This window comes from Chryseobacterium sp. VD8 (genome assembly GCF_037149975.1).
GTDB classification, from domain to species: Bacteria; Bacteroidota; Bacteroidia; order Flavobacteriales; family Weeksellaceae; genus Chryseobacterium; species Chryseobacterium indicum.
In genome coordinates this window covers 1-11,917 of record NZ_JBBCQL010000138.1, presented here as the reverse complement: position 1 = coordinate 11,917, position 11,917 = coordinate 1, and the positions used below count along the sequence as shown (strand labels likewise).

Genomic DNA, 11,917 nt, shown 5'->3' with positions numbered 1-11,917 from the left:
ATGGTGAGGTTCAGGGAAAAACTATGAATAACTAAAACTTATCAAATTTTAAATTCTCTATAGCTTTAGGTTTAAAATTATTTATATTTACTAAAAAACTACAATGCCAATTGAAATACCCACAACTAAAACTGCTCCAGTATATTTTCCTTCAGATAATTATAAAATAGTAAGGTATTTAGATTTAGTCAAGTTTCTTTCACTAATTCAAACAAATAGACTATACTTTTCTCGACTAGATAAATTTGAAGATAACTATGAAGGAACAGTTCCTGAACTTACAGCTAAAGATTATAAAGAATGGTATACATATTTTACTAAAAATCATTTATTAGATATTATTAGCACTAGTGTTGAAGAGCATGTAGAACAAAAAATAGCTGAAGAAAAAGAAGCCAAAGAGAAATATAAAAAATTAGTTTGTGTTTCTTGTTGGAATAAATACAATTCAGAATCATATGCATTGTGGAAAATTTATTCAGATTTATCCAAAGGAGTTATGATAACAACTAATATTGAGAGATTAAAAGCTGCTTTTCAAGACACTGATGAACAAATACAGTTAAGTGAAATTAAATATCTTGATTATAAAAAAGATAAAATGCAATTAGGAAATATGAACTACCCCATAATTCATAAGAGTATTCATTATGATTACGAAAAAGAAATAAGATTGATTTATAAAGTACCTTTTGAATCTGGACTAGAGTATGATTGGTCAAAAGAAGAAAATCAATTTGGAAAATATTTAGATGTTGATGTTAATACCCTAATTGAAGAAATTATCGTAAGTCCAAAAGCTCCACAATGGTTTTTCGATATAATTTCAGATTTACTTCAAAAATACAATCTAAAAAAAGAAATTAAATACTCAGATTTAAAATAAATTTCAAAAGCCATGAAACCGAAAATAAGGTATATCGAAAACAAATCTTCCGGTCATCACGGATCTGCGTGGATTGGTTGGGTTGAATTTTCAAAATCCGGACAAACGGTATATTTCAATAATAAGGCTCTTAAAAAGCTCAAAATTCCCGGCATTTCGGGAAATCATTTTGATATTGAAACAGGTGAAGAATATTGGGTTTCCGGAGTGAAGAAAAATGGACAGAACAGACATCAACTTGGCGGCGGAAAGATTATGATCGACAGAAAATCTGTTCCTGAATATTTAAAACTCGTTGATTTTACTGTTTTAGATGAAAATACATTTACGGTAATTGATTTTGCTAAGACCGATAAGCAAAGATTTAATGAAATAGAAAATGAAGAAATATTCTTCAAAGATACAAGTCGTTATGCAAGTTATTATGACAACAATCAACGGAAATTAATTTTAAACAGGGAATATTGAAAGTCGCAACCCTCAACATCGATTGGGCAAGAAAAAAGAAACCTTCAGGAACCGCGGAATTTCTTAATCAGTTTGATTTCGATTTTCTTATTCTCACGGAAGCCATTGATCTTGATCTTCAAAATTTTCCGTATCAATATCTCTGTTCGCCGATTCCTGAGAACACCGTTTATGAAAATCTCAATTATTCGGAATATTTAAAAGGAGAAAAAGCTTTCCGGACAGTTTTGTACTCTAAAATTCCTTATTCGAAAAAATATGCTGTGGCAGATGATAAAACCAATCTCGCTTTGGAATTTGAAACAGAATTGGGAAAAATTGTTTTCTATTGTACGATTATCGGAACTTGGTTTAACCGAAAACCTTTTGTGGATATCGAATTACAGAATACGATTCAGGATTGTCGAAAAATTTATGCAGAGAACAAAAATATTTTTATCGTTGGTGATTTTAATACATCATTCAGAAAAGGTGAAGAACGATTTTCAATCAGTTCCAGCACAACGGAAACTTTAAAAAGTCTATTTAAAGAATTAAACTTAATCAATTCTACCTCAGAAATTGAAGAAAATATTGATCATATTGTGATTCCGAAAGTTTTTTCAGACGATACAGAATACGGAATTTTTGTGGATAAAAATGTGGTGAGTGATCATAAAGGCGTTTTTATGACAATCTTAAATTAAAGCTATTTATCAATGTGCCGTTTAAAAACCTGTTTTTCTTTACCTTCCATTTTATTCTGAATCACCAAAACATCTTTAGTCAGTTCCTGAATTTCAAATGTTTTTTCTTTTCCCAGTAACGTAATTTTCAGATTTCCTTTGGTTTTTTCAATTTTATAAGGACCGGTCATTCCGCCAATCATTCCGTTGGAAACCTGATCGATCATTTCAAGACTTGCCGTACTGTCTTTTTTAAAGGTGAATATTCCGGTAGAATTGCTGTTCGCAATGGATTTCTGCGACCATGAACCAATGAGGAGATCGTAATTGAATTTGGAATCGTGATCTGCATTCAGTAAAAAGGCAAACAAAAAAGTAAATAGATATTTCATTGTGATGAGGATTTAACACCTAAAAATACAAAAATTCATCAGGAATTTATTCTTCCAAAAAAAAATTATGATAAAAAACCTCACAGGTTTTAAAAACCTGTGAGGTTTGTGATTTATACATCAGCAATATTTATTGATTCTTCTCCCTCAGATAATTAAAATGATTGATCAGAATCCTGATTTCATTAAATTCAAAATCACTTGGGAGAACATTTTTCCACTCCGTTAAAGTTTCTTTGGGATCTTTGTAGAAAATATCTTCAAAGGCTTTTATTTTATCTGAAGTGACCACTCTTGAAATATCGAGCAATCCCTGTTCTGCAAATTTCGCGAGATGACCGATCACGGTTTCTTTCACCAAACCTCTTTCCAGAGCGATTTCCCCGATGGTTTTTCCCTGCTCAAACAACTGGAACGTGAGAACCTGAGACGGAACTTTTGCGACTTTCATAGTCACTTCCTTGTTGTTGATCTCATCCAGAAGCTTGGTTTCCAGCAAGTGAATTTCCTTTAAACTGTTTAAATATTCTTCAATATCTTCCAGCCAAACCCGGAAATCTTCGTTATACTGTTTCAGACCTTTTGTTCCTTTAATTTCAGCATAAAAATCTTTCAGCGGACTGAAAACCTTATCTCTGATTGCGGTAAAAAAGAAGTTCACCGCACCTTTGGTTTTGCTTTCAATTTCAGACCATTCTTCTTTCTGCTCAATGAAATTATTCACCTTTTGGGAAATAACCCTTTCCAGTTTTTCGAATATCTTGCCGAGATTAACGATTTCAGGTTTTAACTGATTATATAATTGCTTCGTTTTAAGATGATCCAGACTTTTCGTTACGATTGAAAGATTGTTCCAGTCTTCAATTTCTTTTAAAAGCCATTGAGAATCGACCGCACGAAGCACTTTCCTGATGCTGTAATCGTATTTTTCGTTATTTAAAATCCCTTCTACCTGATCATTGGCAACTGTATCGGAATGAAAATGAAGGATTCTGTTGTCTTTAAAGATAACTTCAGGCGTAATTTTAGATTTCAGAACAATCCCTTCCAAAGTACGGCAACGCGATAAAGCAACATATACCTGTCCTGCTGTAAAACTCTTTCCGGCATCAATAATCACGCGGTCAAAGGTTAAACCCTGACTTTTATGAATGGTAACCGCCCATGCTAATTTTATCGGAAACTGTTCGAAACTTCCCAAAACTTCTTCTTTGATATTTTTATCGGTATCCAGAAAATATTTTTTCTGTTCCCAGACTTCACGCTTTACGGTAATTTCCCTTTCGCTTCCATCCAGAATTACTTTAATTTCGTTTTCGTCCAACGCAGAAATTTCGCCCAACTTTCCGTTGAAATATCTTTTTTCTCCGGAAATATCATTTCGGATAAACATAATCTGCGCTCCTATTTTCAGGTCTAAAAACTGTTCGTTTGGGAACTGATTTTCTTTAAATTCTCCGAAAAGTTTCGCTTCGTAGGTTTTGGACGTTATTTTTATTTCGTCGAGTTTTTCCTGATTGATATCGTCTGCCATTTTATTGTGCGAACAGAGATAAACATAAGGTTCGTCTCCGGAATTAAAATCCGGATCATATCTTTCATTTAGCCTTTCAAAATCTATATTCGCAATATCTCCGTCACGGATGGCATTCAGAATGGCAAGAAAATCTTCATCTGACTGACGGTAAACTTTGGTAAGTTCTATGGTAATCAAAGGGATTTCCTTAATCGCATGACTATCAAAAAAGAAAGGCGAATTGTAGTACATTTTAAGAATATGCTCATCCCTCACAACCGGCGGAAGCTGATACAAATCTCCGGTGAAAAACATCTGAACGCCTCCAAAACGCTGATTATTTCTACGGATAAACCTCAGAGAAAAATCCATCATATCCAGAACATCAGATCGAAGCATGGAAACCTCATCAATAATGATTACTTCTACTTCCCGCAAAAGTTTAAGCTTATCTTTTCTGTATTTGAAATGAGGCATCAGGTCTGCAATATTATTTGCCAGACTCGTATCAATTCTTTCCGTAGTCGGTAAAAACGTTCTTAGCGGCAGTCCAAACATAGAATGAATGGTTACACCACCTGCATTAATGGCTGCAATTCCTGTAGGAGCAACAACGATGTGTTTTTTTCTGGTACGCTTTACAAAATCGTTGAGGAAAGTCGTCTTTCCTGTTCCTGCTTTTCCCGTTAAAAATACGCTTCGGTTGGTATGTTCTATTAAGTCAAAAAAATGATTGTTCATCGTTGTCAAAATTACGGAAATGAAACTTAAAATCCTTATCTTGGCATAAGTTTTGAAAATTTTGAAACAGAAAAAAGTTATTATGCTAAAACCTCTTTCTTATATTTCTGCTGTATTATTCAGTGTTTCTGTAATATTAGTTTCGTGTGGAACCGCAAAAGAAGCAAACGCCAATCTTCCTCAGGATATCGCCGAAAGACCTGCCGATGAAAGCAGCCAGAAATACGATCAGGCACAGCTCGACAGAATTCGGGTTTCCATTGAATCTGAAGTTACGAAAGAAAAATGTACGGATGCAACTGAATGGGCTTTTGCTCCGATGGGCGCTAAATCCTGCGGCGGACCTCAATTCTATATTGCCTATCCTAAAAAAATGGAGGAAAGTATTTTAAACAGAATTGATGATTATACAGAAAAAGTAAAAGCATTTAACCAGAAATACGGAATTATGTCGGACTGCATGATGGTGAATCCTCCAACAGCGATTAAATGTATAAAAGGTAAAGCCGAACTGATTTATTAAAAAACTATTATAAAATTCTATCAGGAATTTCACTAAGGATAAAAAAGCATTACTGAAAATTTCAGCAATGCTTTTTATTTTTATGAATTTAAATTTACTGTGAAAAATTTACTTGCGAAGCAAAATTCACCATCCATTATTGAATTAAAATTTATCCTTCCACATTTTTCACGTTTTCTTTATACCATGAAGAATATTTTACGTAATTATCTGCAATTCGGTTCACTTCTCCTTCCAGAAGCTGCGAATTGATGTCTTTGATTTTTCTTGCCGGAACGCCGCCCCAGACTTCTCCTGATTTCACGTGGGTTCCCTGCGTTACCACAGAACCTGCTCCAATGATTGAGTTTTCTTCCACAAGACAGTCGTCCATTACAATCGCTCCCATTCCGATAAGCACATTGTCTTTAATAGTACAACCATGAACAATTGCGTTGTGACCAATAGATACATTATTTCCGATATTCAGAGGATGTTTCTGATAGGTACAGTGTAACATTGCATTATCCTGAACATTTACTTTATTCCCCATTTTGATGTAATGAACATCTCCTCTAATCACCGCATTGTACCAAATGCTGCAGTCTTTTCCCATGGTAACATCGCCAATGATTGTTGCTGTTTCTGCCAGAAAAGTATTTTCTCCTATTTGTGGTGTTTTACCTAAAAGTTCTTTTATTAAAGCCATATGTATGTAGTGTTAATTTAACAAATTTAAAAGTGACACATAAAGATAAATGAGCAGTCCTCCTATCACTGATACTATCATTTCTAAAAAAAGAACGGTTAGTTTACTTTTAATAACATATTGAAATCCAAAATCAATGATTAACAATAAAATAGGAACAAAGATTCCAAAAAACAAAACCACTCCATAAAGCAAAAACTCCCCTTCCGTTCTACAAGCTGTATACATAGCAAAAATGAAGAGTATCAGAGCGAGAATATTAAATAAGGAAATTTTATAACTGAAATTCATGGATTCAAATCAATAATAACACTAATAGCAAAAATCTAACTATCCATTTTCTTCAATCCACTTCTTATGCGTATTTTTGTATCTCAAATTTAAAGAAAAAATGCGTACGATACTTATAGAGCCAACCGAAAACCCGAAAGTGATGAAATTTGTAGCAGATTACAATCTCATTCCGGGATCTTTGGAGTTGGACAGAGATTCAGATATTTCAGAAATTCCGATTGCTCAGGAACTTTTCAATTATCCGTTTGTGGAAAGAATTTTCATTACGGCAAATTTTGTGGCAGTTGCCAAACAGGATACGGTAGAATGGGAACATGTGGCAGAAAGCATTAAAAATGTAATTGAGGATGAATTGCTTGCAAACCCGAGAATTTATCTTCAGAAGAAGAAAGAAATGTACCAGATTTATGCGGAAATGACTCCGAACCCGAATGTCATGAAATTTGTTTCGAACAAATTATTGCTTGAAGGTTTTGTAGAAGTAAAATCAAGAGAGGAAGCTGAAGGCGTTCCTTTGGCTCAGGCAATTTTCAATGAATTTGATTTTGCGAAGGAAGCTTTCATTTCAGATAATTTTGTAGCAGTTACGAGAGACAATTCTGTGGAATGGCATCAGGTAATGATGACGGTTCGTGCATTAATTGCAGAATACCTACAGAACGGCGGCGAAATTTCAAATATTGAGGCTCAAAAGCATGAAAATCCTGTTGAAAAAATCATCAACAGAGAATATACAGACGACGAACAGAAAATCTCAGATATTTTAAATGAATATGTAGCTCCTGCAGTAGAAAACGACGGCGGAAAAATTTCTTTAATGGAATATGACAAAGAAAATAAAACCGCAAAAATGCTTTTACAGGGTGCCTGTTCCGGATGTCCAAGCTCAACAGCTACGCTAAAAGGCGGAATTGAAAATATTTTGAAACAGTTTGTTCCGGATTTAGTAGAAAAAGTGGAAGCTGTAAACGGATAAAAAACATAAGCAATCAGTAATATTTTAATTATTCGTTACCCATTGCTCATTATTTATATTTTATGAAAGGAATTTTATTAGTAAATCTTGGTTCGCCGAAGTCTACGGCAGTAAATGATGTAAGAGAATATCTGGATGAATTCCTGATGGATGAAAAAGTGATCGACTACCGCTGGTTCTTCCGTGCGCTTCTGGTACAGGGAATTATCCTGAACACAAGACCGAAAAAATCTGCGGAAGCTTATAAAACGGTTTGGACAGACGAAGGTTCGCCGCTTATCGTGATCACAGAAAAAATTCAGAAGAAACTTCAGAAAGTGGTGGATGTTCCTGTGGAAATCGGGATGAGATATGCGCAGCCGAGTATTGAAGCCGGAATTCAGAAGCTGGTAGATCAGGGGGTTTCCGAGATTGTACTTTTCCCGCTGTATCCTCAATATGCAATGAGTACCACAGAAACGGTGGTGGAAAAAGCAGAAGAAGTAAGAAAACAAAAGTTTCCGAAGGTAAAGATCAATTATATTCAGCCTTTTTACGATCGTGATATTTACATCAACTGTTTAGCGGAAAGCATCAGAGAAAAACTTCCTGAAAATTTTGATGCGCTTCAGTTTTCTTACCACGGAGTTCCGGAAAGACATATTTATAAAACCGATCCAACGAAAACGTGTAATCTGAACGACTGCTGTTCCAGAGAAAGCAATCCGAGTCATACGTTTTGCTACCGTCACCAATGTTTCAAAACAACCAATCTGGTAATTGAAAAACTGAATCTTCCAAAGGAAAAAACCATTGTTTCTTTCCAGTCGAGATTAGGAAAAGACAAATGGATCGAACCTTACACCGATGAAACACTGGAAACCATCCCTAAGAAAGGAGTGAAAAATCTGGCAATTGTCTGTCCGGCTTTCGTTTCAGACTGTCTGGAAACACTGGAAGAAATTTCAGTGGAAGGAAAAGAGCAGTTTTTACACGGCGGCGGAGAAAGTTTCCATTACATACCGTGTCTTAATGATGAAGACCGATGGTTTGAAGTGGTAAAAACACTTTGCGAAGAAAAGCTTCATGAGTTTTACCTCGTATAATAATCTTTTTGATATTAACATAATAAAGAAGACCACAGGAAAATCCTATGGTCTTACTTTTTTTAATTATGATATTACTACTGTTATTTTTTAATTAAGTTTCCTGCTTTTTGTCCATTTACAGTTACTACATAAATACCAGGAAGCATATTATCCGGAAGCTGAATTTCCACTCTGTTCGCTCCGTCTGTTAATTTCACTTTTTCGGAAATTTCTCTTTTACCCGTCAAGCTCATTACTTCTACTACTCCGCTTCCTTCTTTACCTTCAAATGATACGGTAAATTTATCGGTTGCCGGATTTGGACTTATTGTGTATAATGAAGCATCTGAAGCGGCAGTTTTTCCTGCAGCAGACGTTCCGCCTCCTACTCCCACAGCATTCCATGCATTGGTAACCTGAGTAACTTCAGCACTTCCTGCACCGTATAAATCTGCAGCAGCCTGAAGAGAATACGTTCTTGCATTCAGATAAGTGGAAGAAGAGGATAAATATGTTGTAAGTGTTCTGTAAGCGATAGCTGCCGCTTTATCCAGACCGATTCCTGTAACATTGTAAGCAAATCCTTTATCATTAGTTCCGGTTCCTCCGGTTACTAATAAATAATACCAGAAATTAAGAACTCCTGAATTCGTGTGAACTCCACAGTAATCATTGGTCTGAGTAGGACTTGCACAACCTGTTGTAGTAGTTGCTTTCCAGTACGTTCCAAGATAAGTATCCGGCTGTCCGTAAGCATTCGGGTTTGCCATGTCTCTGATTACATAGCTGAAATCTTCTCCTAATTTCCAACTATTTTGTGTAGGTCTTGCCCAACGCTCTATTGAATTTCCAAAGATATCGGAAAAGCCTTCATTTAAAGCTCCTGATTCTCTCTGATAAGCAAGATTTGCTGTTTTAGAAGTCATCCCGTGAGTGATTTCGTGACCACAAACATCCAAAGCTGTAAGAGGTTTTCCTCCGTTTGTTGTGGAACTTCCGTCACCATACGTCATTCTGGTTCCGTCCCAGAAGGCATTAAAATAATTGGTAGAGTAATGCACATACGATTTTATTGCAAAATGATTGTTATCGATACTCTTTCTTCCGAATTTAGTATACAGATAATCCAACGTCATTTCTGCTCCCCAATGCGCATCAGTTGCATATTGATCTTTGTTGGTATTAACGTTATTCCATGTATTATCCGCATCTGTAAAGTCTACTGCCGAAGCATAGTTGGTTCCTTTTTTAAGGTCAAAAGTCTGAACAGCCGTTCCGCCGTTTCTTCCTGTTTCTCTTAATCTGTAGCTTCCGTTATAAGAATCTGTAACGATGCTTCTGGTTCCGCTGTAACCTGTAACAGCTGTTCCCGGGGTATTAACTTCGTGGATAATTGCATCAACTCCCAATACCTTACCGTCTTTTGCGTCTACAAAAACATATTGTCTGCTTAATGGCTTTTCAGCATAGATGTCGAATTTGTAAGCCAGCTTCAAATCCTTCATTTTATCATCAGCAGGATCAGAATAATAAACCACTTCTCCTTTAGGAGCGAAAGATGCACTGGCATCATTTGATTCTTTTTTAATAAATTCTTCCTCTTCTTTATTCTGCCATTTGTAAGAATCTGCGCCTACAAATGCCATCGCGTTCTGTAATGCGATGCTTTCGGAAATTTTAGCACTTTTTTCTAAGTTTTTAGGAGTCTTAACAATCCATTTTCCGGATTCTCCTACAATTTTGCCGTCTTTGGTCTGTACAGCCATCATCCCGTATTCTACAGGAATTCCATCGATGGTCTGCTGAAATCTGTGCGTTTCAAATCCCAACTGATCTTTTTCAAAACCCAACTTGCGACCCTGAGCTTGGGATAGTCTTTGTGAAGTTTCATCAAATAAAACCGGACTGCCCTGAAAAGCAGGTCTGTCTTTTTCGAATCTCATAAAATCTGCATGCAGTCCGTCTTTAGCCGGAATTAGTTTAGACGGTACATTTTGTCCGAAAACAAAAGAACATACAGCAACACTTGACACTAAGATAAATTTCATTTTCATAATAAATATTTATTGGTTTTAAATTTAATTAACAAAAGATTTATACCAAATTAACGAAATAAATATTAAATATTTAATAGAATTTATAAATCAGCAAAAAAATCATAATCACAATTTTACAATAAACAACTTCTTTAATGTAAAATTTAATCATTAAACATATTTTATGTTAAAATATTTAACATAAATAATTAATTTATGAATTATTTTTTTCACTATGTAGGGCATTATAATTCAAAAATGTATGAATTATACAAGAAAAGGCTAGAAATTCAAGATAATGTTAAAAATTTAAAATCACATTTACACCCCCCTTAAAAAATTTAAAATTTTTAAAAAAAATTAAAAAATAAACAAAAGCCCCCCTTTTTTAAATATCAAATATTTTGAAAATAAATATTTTTTATTAACTTTACCCTATAAAATCACATTGCTAATTAAAAAGACAGATCAGATGAATGCAACTGCCGAAATTCTAAAAAATAAAATCGAAAACTTAAATCCGGAAATGCTGGAAACTTTTGCGAAGATGGTAGAAAGCCTTGAAATGAAAAATAAAACAGCGATATCGCAATTTTATCTGGACGAAATTTTATATAGAATTCAGTTTCACAGAGAAAATCCCGACACTAAACTAGACTTCTACGAAAATATCTCGGAGCTGAAAAAGTACTGTGCCTAAACAATGAATGTATTACTCTCTTCTATTGCCAAAAACGACATAAGACTGCTTATGAGAGTTTTTAATGCGGAAAAAGAATATAAAGGAACTGATTTTTTAGAAGAATTAAAAGAATGTGTAAATGGAATTTCAAAAAAAGAGAGAAAAAAGATTCAGGAAACTCTCGTGGAAACAATGCATGATTTCCCAGTAAATATCCATTATCTTTTTGAAGATGAAGAAAACATTTTAATAACCGCTGTATTCAAAACATAATCACCAAAACTTCCAGACTATTATTATATTCAAACCTCACGGATTTATCTGTGAGGTTTTTTTAGCTTTTATAAATAAAAAATGACATTACTATTTTTGCATGAAATCAATCGGCTATAAAATCATCTCACCGGAGTTCTGAATTCGCCATACCCCATTAATCCATCGTAATTTCTTCCGAAAGGGGCATAATATAAAAATGCCTGATAAAGATTTTCCGTCTGCCAGAAATTACCGTTCACTTCACCGAAATTAAGTCTTCCATCGGGATTTTTTGTTGCCAGAATATAGTTGTAAAACCCCTGCTTCAGATATATTTTTGCCACATATTTTTTTAATGTCTCATCATACTGCATCTGGTTTTCTTTGCCTGGTTTGAAATTATTGAACCCTCCCAAAACAAAAATTTCTTTGTCGACCGGCTCAGAATCAAGGTAAAAATGTACCCATGAATAATCTGCTTCTCTCGTAGCATCCCTCTCTCTTCCCAGATCATTTCTACGGTAATACCACGCGCCGTTAACGTCCGGCTGATACTGATAATTCAGCGGGAAAGCCCAGACCGGATGAAGATAAGTCTGGTTAACTCCATCCAAAAGTTCGGTTGCACGAACCATATCTGCAGCCATGTTCATATTCTTATTATCGAAATAATAAAATTCATTATTACCGGGAAATATCAAGGAAAGCTGCTGAAAAAGAAGCTGGTT

Annotated in this window: 13 protein-coding genes; 8 read left to right on the top strand and 5 right to left on the bottom strand. The window is 34.9% G+C overall.

Annotated elements, in window-relative coordinates:
- The first annotated feature begins 103 nt into the window (after positions 1 to 103).
- The 3 genes from WFK35_RS14705 to WFK35_RS14695 are packed head-to-tail and all read left to right on the top strand — an operon-like array spanning position 104 to position 2,040.
- Entirely contained in the window at positions 104 to 886 is a 783-nt protein-coding gene (locus WFK35_RS14705) for a DUF2971 domain-containing protein (protein ID WP_336733192.1), read from the top strand.
- Positions 887 to 898: 12 nt separating this feature from the next.
- Positions 899 to 1,354: a hypothetical protein gene (locus WFK35_RS14700; protein WP_336733191.1), complete on the top strand. Its 456-nt coding sequence runs from the start codon at positions 899 to 901 to the stop codon at positions 1,352 to 1,354.
- A complete protein-coding gene (locus WFK35_RS14695; RefSeq protein WP_336733189.1) occupies positions 1,351 to 2,040 on the top strand; it encodes an endonuclease/exonuclease/phosphatase family protein in 690 nt (229 codons plus the stop codon). The genes WFK35_RS14700 and WFK35_RS14695 overlap by 4 nt, the downstream gene beginning before the upstream one ends.
- Positions 2,041 to 2,042: 2 nt before the next feature.
- Here the strand turns inward: WFK35_RS14695 and WFK35_RS14690 are convergent, their stop codons facing one another.
- Complete coding sequence (locus WFK35_RS14690) at positions 2,043 to 2,411, bottom strand: hypothetical protein (protein ID WP_336733188.1); 369 nt, start codon at positions 2,409 to 2,411, stop codon at positions 2,043 to 2,045.
- A 130-nt stretch (positions 2,412 to 2,541) separates the two neighbouring features.
- A complete protein-coding gene (locus tag WFK35_RS14685; protein ID WP_336733186.1) occupies positions 2,542 to 4,668 on the bottom strand; it encodes a helix-turn-helix domain-containing protein in 2,127 nt (708 codons plus the stop codon).
- A gap of 82 nt (positions 4,669 to 4,750) precedes the next feature.
- Here WFK35_RS14685 and WFK35_RS14680 point away from each other — a divergent pair, with 82 nt between their 5' ends.
- A complete protein-coding gene (locus tag WFK35_RS14680) occupies positions 4,751 to 5,191 on the top strand; it encodes a hypothetical protein (protein ID WP_336733185.1) in 441 nt (146 codons plus the stop codon).
- Between the two features lie 151 nt (positions 5,192 to 5,342).
- Here WFK35_RS14680 and WFK35_RS14675 read toward each other — a convergent pair whose 3' ends face one another.
- Entirely contained in the window at positions 5,343 to 5,879 is a 537-nt protein-coding gene (locus WFK35_RS14675) for a gamma carbonic anhydrase family protein (protein WP_214590795.1), read from the bottom strand.
- 391 nt (positions 5,880 to 6,270) lie between these two features.
- Here WFK35_RS14675 and WFK35_RS14670 point away from each other — a divergent pair, with 391 nt between their 5' ends.
- Positions 6,271 to 7,149, top strand: a complete 879-nt coding sequence (locus WFK35_RS14670; protein WP_336733184.1) for a NifU family protein — start codon at positions 6,271 to 6,273, stop codon at positions 7,147 to 7,149.
- Between the two features lie 62 nt (positions 7,150 to 7,211).
- Entirely contained in the window at positions 7,212 to 8,234 is a 1,023-nt protein-coding gene (hemH, locus tag WFK35_RS14665; protein WP_336733183.1) for a ferrochelatase, read from the top strand.
- Positions 8,235 to 8,317: 83 nt separating this feature from the next.
- Here hemH and WFK35_RS14660 read toward each other — a convergent pair whose 3' ends face one another.
- Positions 8,318 to 10,270, bottom strand: a complete 1,953-nt coding sequence (locus tag WFK35_RS14660) for a M4 family metallopeptidase (RefSeq protein WP_336733181.1) — start codon at positions 10,268 to 10,270, stop codon at positions 8,318 to 8,320.
- A 454-nt stretch (positions 10,271 to 10,724) separates the two neighbouring features.
- Between WFK35_RS14660 and WFK35_RS14655 the strand changes: the two genes are divergently transcribed.
- Positions 10,725 to 10,952: a hypothetical protein gene (locus tag WFK35_RS14655; RefSeq protein WP_214590798.1), complete on the top strand. Its 228-nt coding sequence runs from the start codon at positions 10,725 to 10,727 to the stop codon at positions 10,950 to 10,952.
- 3 nt (positions 10,953 to 10,955) lie between these two features.
- On the top strand, positions 10,956 to 11,207 hold the full coding sequence (locus WFK35_RS14650; protein ID WP_336733180.1) for a hypothetical protein: 252 nt from the start codon (positions 10,956 to 10,958) through the stop codon (positions 11,205 to 11,207).
- A 122-nt stretch (positions 11,208 to 11,329) separates the two neighbouring features.
- On the opposite strand, the gene WFK35_RS14645 is transcribed toward WFK35_RS14650, so the two are convergent.
- Positions 11,330 to 11,917: type IX secretion system plug protein (locus WFK35_RS14645; RefSeq protein WP_442892057.1), on the bottom strand; the 588-nt coding region annotated here is incomplete at its 5' end.

Bases quoted from the DNA above. Each gene is read 5' to 3' on its own strand.
- WFK35_RS14705 (WP_336733192.1), top strand. From the start codon at position 104: ATGCCAATTGAAATACCCACAACTAAAACTGCTCCAGTATATTTTCCT.
- WFK35_RS14700 (WP_336733191.1), top strand. From the start codon at position 899: ATGAAACCGAAAATAAGGTATATCGAAAACAAATCTTCCGGTCATCAC.
- WFK35_RS14690 (WP_336733188.1), bottom strand. From the start codon at position 2,411: ATGAAATATCTATTTACTTTTTTGTTTGCCTTTTTACTGAATGCAGAT.
- WFK35_RS14685 (WP_336733186.1), bottom strand. From the start codon at position 4,668: ATGAACAATCATTTTTTTGACTTAATAGAACATACCAACCGAAGCGTA.
- WFK35_RS14680 (WP_336733185.1), top strand. From the start codon at position 4,751: ATGCTAAAACCTCTTTCTTATATTTCTGCTGTATTATTCAGTGTTTCT.
- WFK35_RS14675 (WP_214590795.1), bottom strand. From the start codon at position 5,879: ATGGCTTTAATAAAAGAACTTTTAGGTAAAACACCACAAATAGGAGAA.
- WFK35_RS14670 (WP_336733184.1), top strand. From the start codon at position 6,271: ATGCGTACGATACTTATAGAGCCAACCGAAAACCCGAAAGTGATGAAA.
- hemH (WP_336733183.1), top strand. From the start codon at position 7,212: ATGAAAGGAATTTTATTAGTAAATCTTGGTTCGCCGAAGTCTACGGCA.
- WFK35_RS14660 (WP_336733181.1), bottom strand. From the start codon at position 10,270: ATGAAAATGAAATTTATCTTAGTGTCAAGTGTTGCTGTATGTTCTTTT.
- WFK35_RS14655 (WP_214590798.1), top strand. From the start codon at position 10,725: ATGAATGCAACTGCCGAAATTCTAAAAAATAAAATCGAAAACTTAAAT.
- WFK35_RS14650 (WP_336733180.1), top strand. From the start codon at position 10,956: ATGAATGTATTACTCTCTTCTATTGCCAAAAACGACATAAGACTGCTT.